Origin of the sequence: Chryseobacterium sp. 2987 (assembly GCF_031456375.1) — a bacterium.
Lineage (GTDB): Bacteria > Bacteroidota > Bacteroidia > Flavobacteriales > Weeksellaceae > Chryseobacterium > Chryseobacterium vaccae.
This window is the reverse complement of sequence record NZ_JAVDUN010000009.1, coordinates 72,714-90,211: the sequence shown is the minus strand read 5'-3', so window position 1 is coordinate 90,211 and position 17,498 is coordinate 72,714. Positions and strand designations below refer to the sequence as shown.

The 17,498-nt window shown below is 36.6% G+C and carries 16 protein-coding genes; 15 read left to right on the top strand and 1 reads right to left on the bottom strand.

Features of this window, described 5'->3' with window-relative positions:
* Window positions 1–332 precede the first annotated feature (332 nt).
* From J2Y40_RS20930 to J2Y40_RS20905, 6 genes are all read left to right on the top strand, one after another.
* Complete coding sequence (locus J2Y40_RS20930) at window positions 333–1,274, top strand: RHS repeat-associated core domain-containing protein (RefSeq protein WP_310001145.1); 942 nt, start codon at window positions 333–335, stop codon at window positions 1,272–1,274.
* Between the two features lie 85 nt (window positions 1,275–1,359).
* Window positions 1,360–1,722 carry a hypothetical protein gene (locus J2Y40_RS20925; protein ID WP_153395224.1) on the top strand — a complete coding sequence of 121 codons (363 nt, stop codon included), beginning with the start codon at window positions 1,360–1,362 and terminating at the stop codon, window positions 1,720–1,722.
* A gap of 310 nt (window positions 1,723–2,032) precedes the next feature.
* Window positions 2,033–2,479: a 6-carboxytetrahydropterin synthase gene (locus J2Y40_RS20920; protein WP_153395222.1), complete on the top strand. Its 447-nt coding sequence runs from the start codon at window positions 2,033–2,035 to the stop codon at window positions 2,477–2,479.
* A gap of 24 nt (window positions 2,480–2,503) precedes the next feature.
* A complete protein-coding gene (locus J2Y40_RS20915; protein ID WP_153395220.1) occupies window positions 2,504–3,295 on the top strand; it encodes a UDP-2,3-diacylglucosamine diphosphatase in 792 nt (263 codons plus the stop codon).
* A 175-nt stretch (window positions 3,296–3,470) separates the two neighbouring features.
* Window positions 3,471–4,451, top strand: coding sequence for an acyl transferase (locus tag J2Y40_RS20910; protein ID WP_310001144.1), 981 nt, complete (start codon window positions 3,471–3,473; stop codon window positions 4,449–4,451).
* Window positions 4,452–4,546: 95 nt separating this feature from the next.
* Entirely contained in the window at window positions 4,547–5,092 is a 546-nt protein-coding gene (locus J2Y40_RS20905) for a hypothetical protein (RefSeq protein ID WP_153395216.1), read from the top strand.
* Window positions 5,093–5,148: 56 nt separating this feature from the next.
* Here J2Y40_RS20905 and aqpZ read toward each other — a convergent pair whose 3' ends face one another.
* Window positions 5,149–5,865 (bottom strand): aquaporin Z, encoded by a 717-nt coding sequence (aqpZ, locus tag J2Y40_RS20900; RefSeq protein ID WP_153399867.1) that lies wholly within the window; start codon window positions 5,863–5,865, stop codon window positions 5,149–5,151.
* Between the two features lie 220 nt (window positions 5,866–6,085).
* Between aqpZ and J2Y40_RS20895 the strand changes: the two genes are divergently transcribed.
* From J2Y40_RS20895 to J2Y40_RS20855, 9 genes are all read left to right on the top strand, one after another.
* Window positions 6,086–6,706, top strand: coding sequence for a DUF5715 family protein (locus tag J2Y40_RS20895; protein WP_153395214.1), 621 nt, complete (start codon window positions 6,086–6,088; stop codon window positions 6,704–6,706).
* Window positions 6,707–7,523: 817 nt separating this feature from the next.
* Entirely contained in the window at window positions 7,524–8,261 is a 738-nt protein-coding gene (locus tag J2Y40_RS20890) for a hypothetical protein (RefSeq protein WP_153395212.1), read from the top strand.
* A 27-nt stretch (window positions 8,262–8,288) separates the two neighbouring features.
* Window positions 8,289–8,912: a hypothetical protein gene (locus J2Y40_RS20885; RefSeq protein WP_153395210.1), complete on the top strand. Its 624-nt coding sequence runs from the start codon at window positions 8,289–8,291 to the stop codon at window positions 8,910–8,912.
* A gap of 17 nt (window positions 8,913–8,929) precedes the next feature.
* On the top strand, window positions 8,930–9,691 hold the full coding sequence (locus tag J2Y40_RS20880) for a sensor histidine kinase (protein ID WP_231128670.1): 762 nt from the start codon (window positions 8,930–8,932) through the stop codon (window positions 9,689–9,691).
* Window positions 9,660–10,337, top strand: a complete 678-nt coding sequence (locus J2Y40_RS20875; RefSeq protein WP_153395208.1) for a response regulator — start codon at window positions 9,660–9,662, stop codon at window positions 10,335–10,337. Before J2Y40_RS20880 ends, J2Y40_RS20875 begins: the two co-directional genes overlap by 32 nt.
* Window positions 10,338–10,492: 155 nt before the next feature.
* Entirely contained in the window at window positions 10,493–11,869 is a 1,377-nt protein-coding gene (locus J2Y40_RS20870; protein WP_231128669.1) for a DUF2235 domain-containing protein, read from the top strand.
* Window positions 11,870–12,187: 318 nt separating this feature from the next.
* Window positions 12,188–14,119, top strand: coding sequence for an ABC-F family ATP-binding cassette domain-containing protein (locus J2Y40_RS20865; RefSeq protein ID WP_153395206.1), 1,932 nt, complete (start codon window positions 12,188–12,190; stop codon window positions 14,117–14,119).
* A gap of 350 nt (window positions 14,120–14,469) precedes the next feature.
* Window positions 14,470–14,826, top strand: a complete 357-nt coding sequence (locus tag J2Y40_RS20860; protein WP_153395204.1) for a hypothetical protein — start codon at window positions 14,470–14,472, stop codon at window positions 14,824–14,826.
* A gap of 269 nt (window positions 14,827–15,095) precedes the next feature.
* Window positions 15,096–17,480 (top strand): TonB-dependent receptor, encoded by a 2,385-nt coding sequence (locus J2Y40_RS20855; protein WP_310001138.1) that lies wholly within the window; start codon window positions 15,096–15,098, stop codon window positions 17,478–17,480.
* Window positions 17,481–17,498 lie beyond the last annotated feature (18 nt).

Below are 17,498 nucleotides of genomic sequence, written 5' to 3'. Positions count from 1 at the left end.
ATTTCAATATTTAATTTTAGTATCAGTAAAAGTTGTAACAATAAAAGAAATATTAAGATTTCATTAATTCCTATTTGTTTAATAACTATATATTATTTATATATTTTCATTAGATTGGTTTATGGATTTTTAACTTCTGAATATATATAATCCCCCAGCTGGCGCAAGCGTCACGCTTGTACCATGATGGTAAACACAAAAACCACTGCATCTGTAGTGGCTTTTATATACAGGTTTAGGAAAACCGTTATATTTATCAGTACAGGGATCATCTTGGCAACGCAAGGGTGAGCTATGCCAAAAACAGCGAAGGCGTTCTTGAAATAACGGATGTGAACAACTATTATCCTTTTGGTCTGAACCATATTGACGGTCAGATTTCTAAAGGGAAATTAGGAGGCTATCTTAGTTATAAGTACAACGGTAAAGAGTTGCAAGAGACAGGTATGTATGACTACGGAGCGAGGATGTATATGCCGGATTTGGGAAGATGGGGTGTTGTGGATCCGCTGGCGGAGAAGATGACTCGTCATAGTCCTTATAATTATGCGTTTAATAATCCGATTAGATTTATTGATCCAGATGGAAGAGATCCAATTGACTATGTTAATGAAAATGGAAAAAAAATTGGGACTGACGGAACTGATGTACAAGGAACATTAATGATAACTAATAGAGATGATCAAAAAGCAATAAAAGCAGCAGAAAAAAAAGGGGAACATATTTCTACTGAAAAATTAAGTGAATTAAATTCTAATATGATTGTTCCGTTTGACAATGAGCTTACTGAAACACTAGACGTTATAAAGAGAGAAACTGATAATGGTGGTTTAAGTGAAGAAGCTTCTACTATTGGGAGTACTGGATATATTTTAAGATCTCCTACAGGACCAGCGCCAACAATCTCCGCAGATGGAGCAATGGCTACGGCAAGTACAAATATTAAGTTTAATAGTCTTTTGCAAGGCGTTCCGACAACAAGTATACATTCTCATAGTACAGGTATTATTGAAGGTACAGGCGGAACTTTTTATCCTTTAAATGCTTTAACTCCAACTCGAGGTGTTGATGATGTAGCATTTTCAACTTATCAAACAAATATAATTGCTGGTAGATTAGAGATTGGTAATTCATCAAATATTACAAAAAATAGTGATGGGAGCTATAAAGATAACAGATCTGTTGGTGCGGCAGTATATAATAGAGATGGATCTTTTAGAATGAAATTGACTGTTCCCGTAATAAAAAACATATTGAATAGAAATGCAAAATAGTATAGTAAAAAAAGTATTAATTTTAGCTTGCTCCTTTATATTGACGACATATTATTCTCAATGTAAAAAATTAAATATATTAATCATGATTGATGAAGAACCATGTTTAACGGTAAATAATTTTTATATAAACATTCCTCCATCTACAGAAAAGATTGAATTTAAATATACTGTTGGATCAGTTGATATAAGCGACAATTTTTATACAAGTTTATTAAATACTTCATCGCAAAATATAAATATAGGTTTTGAAGCGATTATACCTAATAAAGTATTTGTTTCAAAATATCTTGTCAACTTGCCCAAAGTTTATTTAAACCAAGAATATGTTATTATTAACATATTTAATTTAGATAAAAAAAAATATAGAAAAAGATTTTCAAAAATTGCTAAAAATGATAAATACTATGTCATTATTAAATCTCCTTCTTCAATGAGGTTCGATTAGACTTTGAGTATAATAATAAAACCAACTCTTAAAAGTTAGCTTCTTTTCTTTGTATGTTTCGTTTCTGAGTAGCCCCCGCTCTCGCACGATTCCTTTCGTATAGCTGATAAAAATAAAAACGTTCTGTTCCCCAAATACAAAATAATAATTTCTCCCCAATCTTTCAGGCATTTTATTTGTTCCTCTTTTTATCTTAAATTTGTAAATTCATTTTACTGGTTTTTATTTCATGAACGATATTCAGTTCTGCTGTATTTTTTTGCAGTTAAAAAAATATAAAAACCAGTAAATTAAAATTGAAAGACTTATTATGATACGTATTACGAAAATTTTTACATTCGAAACCGCTCATGTGCTGTACAACTATGACGGGAAATGTAAAAATATGCACGGACATTCCTATAAGCTGTTTGTAACGGTGAAAGGGAGGCCCATCAATGACTTGGAAGATCCCAAAAACGGGATGGTAGTAGATTTTGGGGATATCAAAAGTATCGTAAAATCTGAAATTGTAGATGTATGGGACCATGCTGTTTTGGTGAATGCCCTGTCTCCGCATAAAGAATTGGGCGAAGATCTGGAGCAGAAAGGTCATAAAGTGATCTACTGCAGTTTTCAGCCTACCTGTGAAAATATGCTGTATGCAATCGCTGCAAAAATAAAATCAAAACTTCCGGCTGAGGTTTCTCTGGCCTACCTTAAACTTCATGAAACCGAAAACTCTTACGGAGAATGGTTCGCAGAAGATAATAAGTAATCTGACAGATAAAAACTCAAGACGGTGTTAAAAACGATCATTAATCTCGAACCTGGCAAAAAGGTATATTTCGCTTCAGATCAGCATTTCGGAGCACCCACTCCTAAGGAAAGCAAGATGCGTGAAGAGAAATTCATACGCTGGATGGATGAAATTAAGGAAGATGCCCAGGTCCTGTTTTTAATGGGTGACCTTTTCGATTTCTGGCACGAATGGAAACACGTAATTCCAAAAGGATACGTACGTGTTCTCGGTAAAATAGCAGAATTGAAAGACAGGGGAATTCACATCTATTTCTTTGTCGGGAACCATGATCTTTGGATGAAAGATTATCTTGAAGAAGAAATCGGCTGTACTGTATTCTATCAGAAGCAGTATTTTGAAATGGGCGGAAAGCAGTTTCTGCTAGCTCATGGAGACGGATTAGGGCCTGGCGATAAAGGATATAAAAGAATGAAAAAGCTGTTTACCAATCCTGTTGCCCAGTGGTTTTTCAAATGGCTTCATCCCGATATTGCAATGAAAGTAGCCTTATACCTTTCCCAGAAAAATAAAATGATTTCCGGAGAAGAAGATAAGGCATTCCTGGGAGAAGATAAAGAATTTTTGATCATCTATTCAAAAGAGAAACTGAAAACCCAGAAAATAGACTACTTTATTTACGGACACCGCCACCTTCCGATGGTTCTGAACCTGAGTGGAAAGGCTGAATATATTAACCTCGGTGACTGGATTTCATATTACACTTACGGGGTTTTTGAGAAGAATTTTGAATTGAAAACCTATAAGGACGGAACAAAAAAAAATTACCCCTAAAAGAGGTAATTTCCGAATGGACCGAAGTCCACTCTTGTTTTTAATCCATATTCCGAATAGGTAATTGCAAGAAGTTTACCAAAGTGTAAATCTTCTGAAAAAAATATTAAAAAATATCTTTTTCCCTGTAAAAACTTAGGGTAAAGCGGGGGAGTTTAAAATAGTTTTATTAGAATTGGAAAATATATTCAACATTCAGACAGAACAGGATTTCCTGAACGCAGCATTGAAAACTTTTCGATATCAGTATGAAAACGTTGAAATATACAGGAAGTTTGTAGACTTTCTGAAGACAGATGTTGAAAAGATCAACAGTCTGGAGAAAATTCCGTTTCTGCCCATAGAAATGTTTAAAAATCATCAGATTCTGGATAAAAATGCCAAAGCTGATCTTTTTTTTCAAAGCTCAGGAACCACGCAGATGAATCTTTCAAAACATTATATTGCAGATCCTCGAAAATATGAGGAGAGCATCTATAAAAGTTTTCAACAGTTTATCGGAAAACCGGAAGACTTTATTTTCCTAGGGCTTCTTCCTAGTTACCTGGAAAAACAGAACTCTTCCCTGATTTATATGGTGGATTATCTTATGAAAAAATCAGGCAAACCGGAGAACGGATATTTCCTTTACAATCATACCGAACTTTTTGATCTGCTGGTAACAATAAAGGATAAAAAAGTTATTCTTTTCGGAGTTTCCTTCGCTCTGCTGGATTTTTTAGATACATTGAAATCTCAAAATCTATCGATCTCAGAATCCCTCAACCTGACCGTAATTGAAACTGGAGGAATGAAAGGCAGAAAGGAAGAAATGACCAAAGACGAACTTCTGGCCATTTTACAAAACGGATTTAAAACCGAAAAAATCTACTCCGAATATTCGATGACAGAACTGCTTTCCCAGGCTTATTCTCTCGGAAAAAATGAATATACATGCCCAAAATGGATGAGAGTGATGATCAGAAATGCAGAAGACCCTTTTGCCTATGAAAAAGAGGGGAGAACCGGAGCGGTCAATATTATAGATCTTGCCAATATTCATTCCTGTTCTTTTATTGCTACCCAGGATTTGGGGAAAATAACCGGAGATCAGTTTCAGGTGCTTGGAAGAATAGACCATTCCGATATCCGCGGTTGCAGCCTGTTGGTAAGTTAATAGAGGGCGGTTTGAACTGAAAATTAGTCCGATACTTTTACATCGTAAACTATACATCGTACATTATACAAAGCAGATAACACACTTTCCAAACAATGATCAAAATAGACGAGCTTGTTCATGCCTACATCCACTCTCACTGTGATTTTGAGAAGGAAATTGTGATGACAAATCACTTTCAGGCAGATTGGGAGGCTGATATACTGATCATTGATGCCGAAGGGTTCAGTCATGAAATTGAGATCAAACTATCGAAAAGTGACTTTAAAAACGATTTCAAAAAATCATATCTCAACAAAGATACGGGAGAAAAATTTCTGAAGCATGACAAGGTTTCTTGTGGAGATTATGTCTGCAACGCATTCAGTTTTCTGCTTCCGATGGGAATGATCGAGCATAAAGATGTTCCGGAACACTGTGGCATCATTGAGTTTTACCATAATGAAGACAGCTGGGAAACGGAATTCTATCTGATACGTAAGCCTAAAAATGTACATGAAGATTCTTACTGGAAACTGAATGATAAAGATCTTTTTATACGTAAAATGGCGTTGAATCTCCTGCACAGGAAGATGGAGATCAAAGGAAAACACGAAGAATTGATCTTTAAAAATCCTTTTGATATAAAGAAGAAAAAATAACAAATCCTGTCAGATGACAGGATTTGTTATTTATGATAATGAAATGTTGAATATAATTAAGCTTCAACTTCCGTCGAGTCTCTCTGAAGAAGGAACTTATAAATCAACCCTCCTACAATCCCTCCTAAAATAGGAGCTGCCCAGAATAACCAGAGCTGAGACATCGCAAGTCCTCCTGCAAAAACAGCCTGTGAAAGAGATCTCGCAGGGTTTACCGAAGTATTGGTGATAGGAATTGAAATTAAGTGAATCAGTGTTAAAGCCAGACCGATAGCAATACCAGCAAACTTTCCGTTCGCCCATTTATCCGTTGCTCCCATAATAACAATGAGGAAAAATGCTGTCAGTAAGAATTCCGCAAGAAATGCGGCTCCCATGCTGAATGCTTTGCCGTTATATACCGCTTCCCCATAGAAGTTGGTGGCAAACGCTCCGGGTTGGGAAAAATCTACGGTTCCGGCGCCATTAAGGATAACATACAGGCATCCCGCAGCAACAAGCGCTCCAAGACACTGGGCAACAATGTACGGGATAAGGTCTTTTGCAGGAAATCTGCCTCCTGCCATAAGCCCGAAAGTAACGGCCGGATTAAAATGACCTCCGGAGATGTGGCCCACAGCATATGCCATTGTAAGCACTGTAAGACCAAAAGCTAGAGCAACGCCTAAAAGACCAATTCCGATGTCGGGAACTCCGGCTGCAAAAACCGCACTTCCGCAGCCTCCGAAAACAAGCCAAAACGTGCCGAAAAATTCAGCAAAAAGTTTTTTTATCATGTTGTTTATTTTTAAATGTATCTCAAATGTAGAATTTAAATCTCAAAATAGAAAGATAAATCTTAAAAATATTTCAAATATTGGAGAACGAAAAAATTGAGGATTTATTAATTTGGTTTAATGTTTGTTGGGGATTCTGTTGAAAGAGCATAACGCTCCGGATTGATTGATATAACATAAATGTTTATCTTTCGTTAGTAATTTTAAAGCATGGTTAATGAGAAAGTTTTTTTGTGTGGTTTTTGTGCCTTTCCTATACAGTCTTTATTATTCACAGGGAGCTAAAAAGAGTCTTCCCTGCTATGATTTGTCACAGGTTTTAAAAGTAGAACCTACTCCTCTTTATAAGTCTCATCTGGATGCCTCAAAGAGTTTTGGGGTTAAACTGCTTAAAGACTCTAAAACGGTACAGAAGTACGTTAATAGCGGTAAATTTCACGCGGTAAAAAAAACAGGAAAAGGGTACCGTGTTCAGAGACTGGATTACAGCAGGGCTTTTATGGTATCCAAAGCCAAAACAACATTAGAGAAGATCGCATCAAAATTCAGTAAAGAGACAAAAGGTCATACCTTTACGGTTTCGTCAATAACAAGAACCCTTGAAGACCAATGCCGGCTTAGAAAAGTGAACTCCAATGCCTCTCTAGGGATCAGTTCTCACAATTACGGAAACTCTTTCGATATTTCTTATGTGCGTTTCAATAATGTACTCAAATATAATCCTAAAATGGAGCTCGCTTTGGAGAAAGTCCTGAAATACTATGCAGACGCGGGCCGAATTTACTATATCAAAGAAAAACAGCAGAGCTGTTATCATGTTACTGTTAGGAATTATTAATTAGCCTCAGTCCGGAATAAAAAATCAGACTTATATTAAGTGTTATAACTGATGATCAATTTATAAATTTTTGTAAAAAATATGATATTATTTGAGTTTTTTAAGTGCTCCTTAGGAATACTCTGTTCATAGAATTTAATACATGATCTAAGGTGAGCTCCGTAGGAGCGACCTGATAATTATATTGATCATATGATGTTCTGATAGAGTTTTTTAATTTTATGGTGGCTGTTTAGGGTGCAACCAAAAATAATTTCGAGTCTTCCTTATCCATTCTTTTATACTTACCTTAACCTCAGTCCGGAATAAAAAATCAGACTTATATTAAGTGTTATAACTGATGATCAATTTATAAATTTTTGTAAAAAAATATGATATTATTTGAGTTTTTTAAGTGCTCCGTAGGAGTACTCTGTTCATAGAATTTAATACATGATCTAAAGTGAGCTCCGTAGGAGCGACCTGATAATTATATTGATTCATATGTTGTTCTGATATAGCTTTAATATGAACAAAATTTGAAAACAATTATCATCTCAGTCCGGGATAAAATGTTTTATTTAGACTGGCTTAAAGCTGGAAGAAGGAAAGTTATGAAGGTCATTAAAAATAAGTGTTGATATATTTTTATCTCATTTGATTTTACAGAGGTTTCAGTATCTATAACCAACAGTGACTTCCAGCCTCCTTCTTCCATCTTCCAACCTTTTATATTTAAAATTTCTTAACCCAGGTTAATTAAAATTCAAATTTTAGTGATTATTTGCACAGCACATTTAGTTTGTATATTTTTATGCAAACTAAACAAGCCACATCTATGAACAGAGAAGAATACGCCCTGGCAATTGCCCAATGGGGTAACGGGGTTTCTGATTATCACTCAATTGCTGAGTGGATTCGCACCAATTACACTTTTAAACTATCTAAAGATCAAATTGATAAAATCAAAGACTACAATTCCTACGAATATATCTGCGCAGAAGTTGGAGTAGTTGAAGGAAGTCTTGTCCTGATTTTTGTTCCGTTAACTGAAAAAGGAGTGATAAACAGTGCTGTAACAGAGTACCAGTACACTACTCTTGAGCCTCAGAAATACGATCTTGTCCTACAGGAGACTAAAGAGTTTAAAATCGTAAAAAATGCATTACTTTCTAACGACCTTCAAAAAATAGGCAGCAATACGGATATGTATTTTCCAGTATCAGAAGCTCCTGTTTTTGAGCAGGATAAAGCGGTAGAAGCCATTGAGCGCTGGAGAGACGAAGGAATGGAATGGTTCTATCATGAATGTTCAGAATTCGGAGGGGCAAGAATCTTCAGAAAATTCTACGTTCCTATGGAAGACCTTTGCCATCCGATCCCTGAAGTTACCAGAATCGTATGCTCATTCGGACTTCGTTACAATGATATTTATCAAAGAATGCTGGTAACCCTGATCTTTATTTCTTACCATGAACTGCTGCAGAATGGAGGAACTACATCCTCTATTTCCAATACCTATGACTGGGCAAAACCATGTCCGCCGGTATGCCGTATTCCCGGATTCCCAAATTAAGATCTTAAATGTCTGGACGAAAAAGGAATGACAGAATTTTTTAAGACAATTTTATTTCTGAATTATGGCCTGCTTCTTTGTGTGATTATTTTGGGAGCAGCCAGATATCGTATACTCAATCATAAGGAAAAGCAGTATTTTTATTGTATTGCTTTTCTTTTTTTTATTGAACTCCTGAACCTGATCCTGCCTTATGTTTTTAAACTGAATGATACTTCATTTATCTATCCGTTTTATATTGCCGGAGAATTTTTTCTGCTGAGTGCTCTATTCATCAGAAAATTGGACGTATCAAAATATTTTCTCGGGCTGGCAGGAGTACTGGCTATTGGTTTTATGGTCGCAAAATATGCCTTTGATTATCCCTCCAACAGTGATATTGTGAAGGTAGTATCCAATATTATCATTGTCTGTCTTTCGGGATTCACGCTCATCCGGGAAATTAATGGAGCTTCTGCAAAGAACCGTTTTCTTTTGGTAGATGCCAGTATTTTCTTCTATTATTCCGTGTCAGTATTTTTTTTTATTATTCAGCATCAGCTTGCCAATCTTTCTGATGATGATTTTTACTTTATGCTGAGCATTAATAATATCTTGCTGAGTATCTTATATTGTTCATTTATATACACTTTTATCAAATTAAAGAAGTAACTTTAAATATCAGTCTTTTGGTTCTTATAATTGTTACCATAACAGTTATAGTATCCTTTATACTCCTTGCTTACCGCTCTTTCATCAGCCGGATTATTAAAGAAAAAAATGCCCAGCATGAGGCAGAAGTTCTTCACCAGAAAAGTCTGGTACTTGAAAACATTAAAGCTCAGGAAGAAGAAAGAAAAAGGATAGCCGTTATGATTCATGATGATATCGGAAACAGGCTTAATATTTTATCATTATGGCTGAATAATCTGGATACCAAAGGAGATGAGGTGATTAAAAAGAATATTTACGGCCAGATGTCATCATTGATTGATGCGGCAAGAAGCATTTCACATTCATTATATCCTGTAAATCTTGAATCAGTAGGATTGGTTTTATATGTGGAAGAATTGATTGCGAATCTGTCTCATAAAATCAATATTTCTCTGCAGGTAATGCCCGGGTACAGGAAAAAAGAGATTTTTACAGAAGTGCAGCTGTATAGGATTATTCAGGAATTTACAACCAATGTAATCAAACATTCCCAGGCAACAGATCTCTGGATTTATATCAAAGATTATCCTTTGTATATGGCGGTGGTCATATCAGATAACGGGCAGGGATTTGATTATGACCAGGTAAAAAAAGGAATGGGACTCAAAAATATAGAATCCCGGATGAAATCAATGAATGCTGTCCATAAGTGGAAAAGTACCCTGAAAAAAGGAAGCCGTTTAATTATTATAATTCCAACAAACCATGAACCCGCAAATCAAAATAGCACTGATTGATGATGAACAGCTGATCCTGGAAGGAGTAAAAATGCTGTTGTCCAATGAAAAAAATATCTCCGTATCGCTGACTTCCGGTAACGGACCTGATTTTATTGAAAAACTGGAAGAACTTTCCAATGAAGGCTTTCCGGATATTGCTCTCGTAGATGTGCAGATGCAGCCCATGAATGGCTTTGAACTCGTGGAGATTTTAAAAGAAAAATACCCTGAATTGAAGATTATCATTCTTTCTTCCCACTATAAAACATCTATCCTGGGATATATGGTTAAACTGGGAGTTTCTGCATTTCTTCCTAAAAATTCAGATAGAAAAACATTTATTGATGCCATCACAATGGTTTATAAAAATGGCGTTTTCTTTACCGCTGAAGATCATCAGATGCTGTTTACTTATATGAACAGTTCGACGAAGAAAAAATCTCTTTTTGAAATGGAAGATGAACTTTCCGAAAGAGAAAAAGATGTGGTAAAGCTGATCTGCCAGGAGTATACCAACAATGAGATCGGAGAAAAGCTGTTCATCAGTCCAAGAACAGTAGAAAGCCACAGGCAGCGGATTCTTGAAAAGATTGGAGCCAAAAATACAGTAGGCATTGTGATCTATGCCATCATTAATAACATTTATACCCTTGAAAAAATATGATTCCGTAGAAATACGGAATTTTTTTATTTGGTGATTTCACGCTTGTACACTTGTTGTATCTTTCGTTAATTTGACACTATAAGTTTAGTCCGGATGTAAATAATTGTAGTTCATTAAAATACGCCGGAGATAGTCAGTTACAACGTAGAAACACAATGATGAAAAACGATGGAATAATATCAGTCGGAATTTTTTTTGACGGAACCGGAAACAACGGAGTTAATGCTGCTTCAGCGAATATGCCGGCCAGGAATAATGAAAGTTATCAGGGAGCAGCGACTAATATTTACAAACTGTTCAGTTTATTTAACGGAAACCACAAATTATATGTTGAAGGAATTGGTACCCTAAATGGTGGGGAAGATAGTAATTTTGCAATGGCGACCTGTAGCAATCCTCCTGGAGAAAAAGGATATTCTTCGGATGACAAACTTCAGAAAGCCTATGATTTCGTAGAGCATACAATAAATAATACCAACAAAATATACTATTTTTATATCTATGGATTCAGCAGAGGAAGTATGCTGGCAAGACATTTCAGCAATCAGATTCTCTTACAGTATCCTTCAGTCTCCATTAAAATAAAATTTCTGGGTGTTTTTGACACCGTAGAATCCAAACCTTTTAATACCTACACAATCAATTTGCCGCAGGAAACAGAGAATGCCCTTCATCTGTGTGCCGTGAATGAATGCAGGTACTTTTTTCCTCTTGCCGGTTTTTTTGAGACTTCCAAAAGTAGGCGGGATACAAAAACGGAAACCTGGAATTCTGTATGGAAGGAGGTCTTTGTTCCCGGGGCTCATGCAGATATTGGAGGTGGCTATCTGGAAGGTCCCCAGTCCGTCTATATTTCTACAGATTTTCTCAATACCCAGGACTTGCAGGATTATGTATCAGATATACGAAATGCCAAAACAGATAGGGCTGGAAATAAAATATGGGATTCGCTGCTTGCAGAATTTCAGATTGAAAAAGGGGTGATTCTTGCGCAAGCTTATGTTTCCAGAGACAAAGTTTATCAGGATCTTTCAAAAGTATATGGCAGACTGATGTTGGACGAAACCAACAGGGTAACATCACAGATCTTCAGTACAGATTTTAAAGAAGATGATTTTGAGATAGATCCGGAAAAACACCCGTTTCTTGTAGACTTTTATATCCGTGCAGAAGCTTACGTTAAAAATATGCAGCCGGAACTCCAGCCTGTATATGATTATAGCCGCTTTGCAGAGTATACCCATATTTCTGCCAACTTCGGGCTGTACAGCGATGAAGTATTAAAAAGATCCACAAAAGATATTAGTGCAGAATTGATTAATAATGGCCTTAATGTACCCAGCAGCAGCTCTCTGGATCATGAAAGCCATACTAAGGTTATCATGGAACTTCATCTTCCCGAAGACAGCTTTATCCCTGATTTTCTCTATGGAACCAATGTCCCAAACAACGATATCTGGAGCCGTACCATCGAGATGAGAATGAATAAAATGAATGGAGAAAGCTGGAAGCTGGAAGAAGGGAACCATTAAGACCTGAAAGCAACGCATTTTGTTATAAAAAAACAATGGGCCACTTCGTAAACTTCTATCTTTAAAACTCTTGTATTTCAAAAATAAGCGAAGCGGCCTTGTTTATCTTAAAAACATCAGGAATTTAATTTTTTTTTGTCTGCCGTTGCGATAAAAACAAAAATCAGTTTCAGAAAACCTCCTAAAGTCTGAGGCAGCGGTGAACTTCCATCCTCCCTCTTCCGGCTTCCCTCTTTTTATTTCTGGCCTATTCATTTCTTTTTCCGTACTTTTGCACCCGAAAATTCATTATTCATAACTAATTATTAATTAAAAGAAATGCTTTCGGTTCAAGGTTTAGGATTACATCATTCGGGAAATTATCTGTTTCAAAACGTAAATTTTACCATCAAAAAAGATGATAAAGTTGGTTTGGTAGGAAAAAACGGAGCAGGGAAATCTACCCTGTTGAAAATGCTGTCGGGAGAAATTAATTTCTACGAAGGAAATGTAGTTCCTGAAGGGAATATAACCATTGGTTTCCTGAAGCAGGATCTTGATTTCGTTAAAGGAAGAACGGTATGGAATGAAACCATGCAGGCCTTCGAACAGATTAATGCCTGGAAAGAAGCGCTGGAAGAAGTTAACCACCAGCTGGCTACCAGAACCGATTACGAAAGTGATGCCTATACTGATCTGATCAATAAGATGACTGAACTTAATGATCTTTTAATGAACCATGATGCCTACAATCTTGAAGGTGATATGGAGAAAATATTGTTTGGTTTAGGTTTCAAAGCAGATGATTTTCATAAAATTACCGATGAATTTTCCGGAGGTTGGAGAATGAGAATCGAGCTGGCAAAGCTGCTGCTTCAAAAGAATGATATCATGCTTCTCGATGAGCCCACCAATCACCTTGATATGGAGTCTATTATCTGGCTGGAAAACTTCCTGAAAGAATATCCTGGAGCCATTGTTCTGGTAAGCCACGATAAACAGTTTATGACGGCGGTGTGCAACAGAACATTTGACATTAATAACAAAAAAGTTGATGACTATAAAGCCAATTATTCAAAATATCTTGTAATGCGTGAAGAACGCCGTGAAAAACTGATTCAGGCTAAAAAGAATCAGGACGCGGAGATCAAGCAGATGGAAGATAACATCAATAAGTTCCGTGCAAGTGCTACCAAAGCATCTTTTGCACAGTCCCTTATTAAGAAACTGGATAAAATTGAACGTATTGAAGTAGATACCGAAGACGTTTCCAAATTCAATATCCGTTTCGTACAGTCTGTGGTACCCGGAAAAGTTATTTTCGAGGCTGAACATTTAGGAAAAGCTTACGGAACAAAACAGATTTTTGATGATGTAGACTTTATTGTTCAGAGAGGAGACAGAATTGCCCTTTTAGGACAAAACGGACAGGGAAAAACAACACTAGCCAAAATTCTTGCCGGAGACATCAAAGATTATACTGGAACCTGGAATTTAGGACATAATGTAAACATCGGATACTTCGCCCAAAATCAGGAAGAAGTACTGACACCCAATAAAACAGTACTGGAAGAAGCTGAAGATGCCGCAACGGAAGAAACAAGACCAAGAGTGAGAGACCTTTTAGGATCTTTCCTTTTTCAGGGAGAAGCGGTAACCAAAAAAACAAAAGTGCTTTCCGGGGGAGAAAGAAACCGTCTGGCGCTTTGTAAATTGTTGCTTCGTCCTTTCAATACTCTGATTATGGATGAGCCTACCAATCACCTGGATATTCAGTCTAAGGAGATTATCAAACTGGCTCTACAGAATTTTCAGGGAACATTGATCGTAATTTCCCACGACAGAGAATTCCTGGATGGACTTTGTGATAAAATCTATGAATTCCGTGACGGAAGAATGAAAGAATTCCTGGGAAGTGTAGGAGAATACCTTGAATACAGACAAAAAGAAACCCTTAGAGAAATTTCTGCAGAAAAAGCAAAGCTGCACAATGAAGAAGTAAAGCCGGAGCCTAAAAAAGCAGAAGTGAAGCCTGCTACACCAAGCAGCCAGTCATCTGTTATGGTTAGTAAAGAGCAAAAAAACATCCAGAACAAGCTGAAAAAGGTAGAAGAGAAAATTTCAGAACTGGAAACCGAAATTGAAAAAATGGAGGCCTCTTTTGCTCAGGAAAATCCTTCAGAGGAAACCCTGGAAAAATATAATAAAACCAAGGGAGAACTTGAACTTGCTTTACAGGAGTGGGAATATTTAGGTTCTCAGCTGGATTAATTTTGAAATAAGAAGAGCAGAGAGTTTTTCCCAAAATAGAATAATAAATTAAACAAAGGCGCACATTAATCAGAGTTTGCAAAACATTGTATGACTTTGCTAAGTTTACGCCTTTGTTTATCTTAAAAACACTTCGATTTATCTGCTATTGCGATTAATAAAAAACTGCTCCATCTTTAAAATTCTTTTCCAAAGATTTTTAAATCAGTGTATTAAGCTATATTGAGTTATTTTAATCCTGTTCTTTTGTAACAAAGAGCACTGCTTTTCTACCTATTGATAAGAGTAGTTCAGTTTAATTTTAATATAAGTTTAATTTAAAAATTAAATTATTTTTATAATTTTGACAAATGGTTTTTAAGGAAAGCAGAAATCTGAAGAGTTTTATCGCCAAGCTTTTGTTTGGGATATACTTCGTTGCGCTGTTTTCCCAAAGCTTTCACCACCATGATTCTGTAGACTATTTTAAGAGCTTCAATCTTAAAAAAACAGAAAATACCATGGCAAAGTCTTCCCAGAAAGAAAAAGCCGGAGACTGTCTTGCCTGTCATTTCCTGGCAACAGGACATACTTTGGTTCCTGAAGAATACAGTTTTACTTTTGAACATTATACACAGGAAGTAGAACTTATTATTGCTGTTCAGGAAAAAATATGGTCTCAGACTAAATTCACATTTCAGCTTCGGGGTCCACCCACAATTTCATAATTCATAGATTCTTTTTGGGTTTAAAACATGCTGTTTTAGATGTAATATTCAATGTTTGACGTTTAAAGCTTATATTGTTAGTAAAAACAATTAATAGTCTGTTGGCTGGAAACAGTAATACAGCTTTTAATGATTTATAACTTTCTTTGATCATTAAGACATAGTACATTATACATTGTACATCGTACATCAACACAGATTATAAACCCATCCCTTAATTTTTACGAAAAAATGTACCTCAAAAAAGGTACTCAATCTATTTATTGACAATGAAATTGATATATAGCCTGCTGCTGGTCTTTTGCGGACTGGCGCTTACAAGTGCACAAAAAACGTACACCATTGAAGGAACCGTTCAGGATTTTCATGATAAAACCATGCTGGAAAATGCAGAAGTGAAAATCGGGACGTTCACGGCAAAAACAGACCGGAAAGGTAAGTTTGTCCTTCCCAGGATTCCTGCGGGAAAGTATACACTCATTGCTAAACATCCTGATTGCAATGATTATACTGAAAATATAGGAGTTGACGAGGATCTTAGCCTGGCAATTATACTAGAGCATCATTCCGGTGATATCGAAACCATTACCCTGCACGGAAGCCATAAAAAGAAAGCATCCGTAATTATGAAAACGCTGGACAAAACTGAAATTGAAAGAAATTCAACGGAAAATCTGGGGAATTTGCTTTCAAGATTATCCGGAGTTACCGCATTGAAAACAGGGAATAATATTTCAAAACCTGTTATCCGAGGTCTTTACGGAAGCCGTATTTCTATTTTGAACAGCGGAGTGAAAATGGCTGAACAGGAATGGGGAGTAGAGCATGCTCCTAATGTGGACGTCAATGATTTTGAACATATCGATGTAATCAAAGGAGCATCGGCATTAAAATACGGTAGCGAAGGAATCGGGGGAACTATCATTCTGGAACCGGCGCCGCTGCCTAAGAAAGATACGCTGATGGGAAATATAAAACTGTCAGGAATGTCCAACGGAAAAGGCGGTGAATTGGCTGCAAATGCTCTTAAATCCTGGAAAAATGACTGGTTTGTAAAAACCGGAGGAAGCTACAAAAAGCTTGGAGACCAGTACATTCCTCATCACACGCTGCAAAATACCGGACTGGAAATTAATTCTTTTAATTTTTCTTTCGGAAAGCAGAGTTTTATGCAGGGATTTGAAGTGGCTTATAGCGGAATCAATCAGGAATTCGGGATTTACAAAGGGGCTCACCTTGGAGGACCGATAGATTATTACAATGCCGTAAATCTTGGTCAGGCCTATTTTTACGACGGTTTCAGCTATGATATCAACAGCCCGAAACAGGAAGTTGAGCATCATATCGGAAAAGTTATGGCTTACAAGCGTTTTGCCGATTTTGGAAAGCTGACTTTCCAGTATAGTTTTCAATTAAACAGACGTAAAGAGTTTGATATCAGAAGGGGTGAGCTGAATGCTGTTCCTTCCATGGATTTAAGATTGATTACCCATACAGCAAGTTTAACACACCTCCTTGAACGCTCAGCATGGAGCCTGGAGAGTGGAATTTCTGCGGGATATCAGGATAATTATCCAAACCCGGCTACCAAAGCAAGACGTCTGATCCCTGATTATTATCGCTATGATGCCGGAGCGTTTTCTGTGTTTAAATATAGATTTAACGGTAAACTGAATGCAGAAGCTGCTGTACGGTATGATTTCAGCAGATACGATGCCTATAAATATTATGATGCTTCCGAATGGGAAAGTAAATATGCCGACCTTTTCCCACAATTTTTTGTGCAGAAAAATGACAGCAGAATTCTAACCCGTCCGATTCTGGATTATCATAATCTTTCAGCCAATATCGGCCTGAATTATACTCCGGTCCGTAATTTTGAAGTGAAGCTGAATGCATCCCGAGCAGAAAGAACTCCTAATCCTGCAGAATTGTTTGCAGACGGACTTCACCATTCTGCAGCAGTGATGGAAAAAGGCGACCTGACCATCAAAAAAGAGACGGCTTATAATGTAAATCTTTCTTTGGCGGCTCAGTTTGATGTGCTGAAAGGGCTGCATATTGAAGCAAGTCCTTACTTTATGTACTCCGATAGCTTTATTAATCAGGTTCCAACAGGGATACAGTCAACCAATAGAGGGGTTTTCCCAATCTGGACGTATCAGCAGATTAAAGCCAGAATGTACGGATTGGATGCAGAAGCAGAACTTCGGATTCTTGATAACCTGAACTTTAGATCCGCATTCAGTACTTTGAGAGGGAATGATCTGACGAATGATGAACCTCTTATCCTGATGATGCCGACTAAACTTAGGAACAGCGTTGAGTTGAAACTCAATAAACCTTCCAAGTTTTATATAACTTTGGAAAATGATATTGTTACACATCAGAAACGTTTTCCGGTAAGAAATCCTGATATCACCTTTATAGAAAATGGAACGCTTGTAACAAAAACCATCGATATGAGCACGCCTCCTCCGGGATATGTTGCATTTAATGCATCTGTCGGGGCAGATATTTTCAAAAACTTTAACCTGAATTTCAGAATAAATAACATTACGAACACTCTTTACAAAGAATATCTTAACAGGTTAAGATTAGTAATGTATGAACCGGGAAGAAATTTCGTGGTTACTCTGAAATACAATTTCTAATTTATTATTAATACTTAA